The sequence below is a fragment of the Aquabacterium sp. A08 genome (assembly GCF_011742065.1).
This window is the reverse complement of sequence record NZ_JAAQQT010000383.1, coordinates 1-438: the sequence shown is the minus strand read 5'-3', so window position 1 is coordinate 438 and position 438 is coordinate 1. Positions and strand designations below refer to the sequence as shown.

General features: G+C 60.7%; 1 tRNA gene and 1 pseudogene. Both read right to left on the bottom strand.

Annotation, left to right across the window (positions count from 1 at the left end):
* Positions 1-9: 9 nt before the first annotated feature.
* Positions 10-85 (bottom strand) — tRNA-Trp (locus HA630_RS02185).
* Between the two features lie 14 nt (positions 86-99).
* Positions 100-438: pseudogene (gene tuf, locus HA630_RS02180) on the bottom strand (elongation factor Tu); the annotation flags it as partial.

Below are 438 nucleotides of genomic sequence, written 5' to 3'. Positions count from 1 at the left end.
ACTGCCGGGTGGCAGGGGCAGTAGGAATCGAACCTACAACCTTCGGTTTTGGAGACCGACGCTCTGCCAATTGAGCTATACCCCTAGAACCGAAACAGATCAGTCGATGATCTTGGCCACGACGCCGGCGCCGACGGTGCGGCCGCCTTCACGGATGGCGAAGCGCAGGCCTTCTTCCATGGCGATCGGGGCGATCAGCTTGACGGTGATCGACACGTTGTCGCCGGGCATGACCATTTCCTTGCCTTCGGGCAGCTCGATGGAACCGGTCACATCCGTGGTACGGAAGTAGAACTGCGGACGGTAGTTGTTGAAGAACGGGGTGTGACGGCCGCCTTCGTCTTTGGACAGCACGTACACCTCACCGGTGAAGTGGGTGTGCGGCTTGATGGAGCCGGGCTTGCACAGCACTTGGCCGCGCTGCACGTCTTCGCGCTT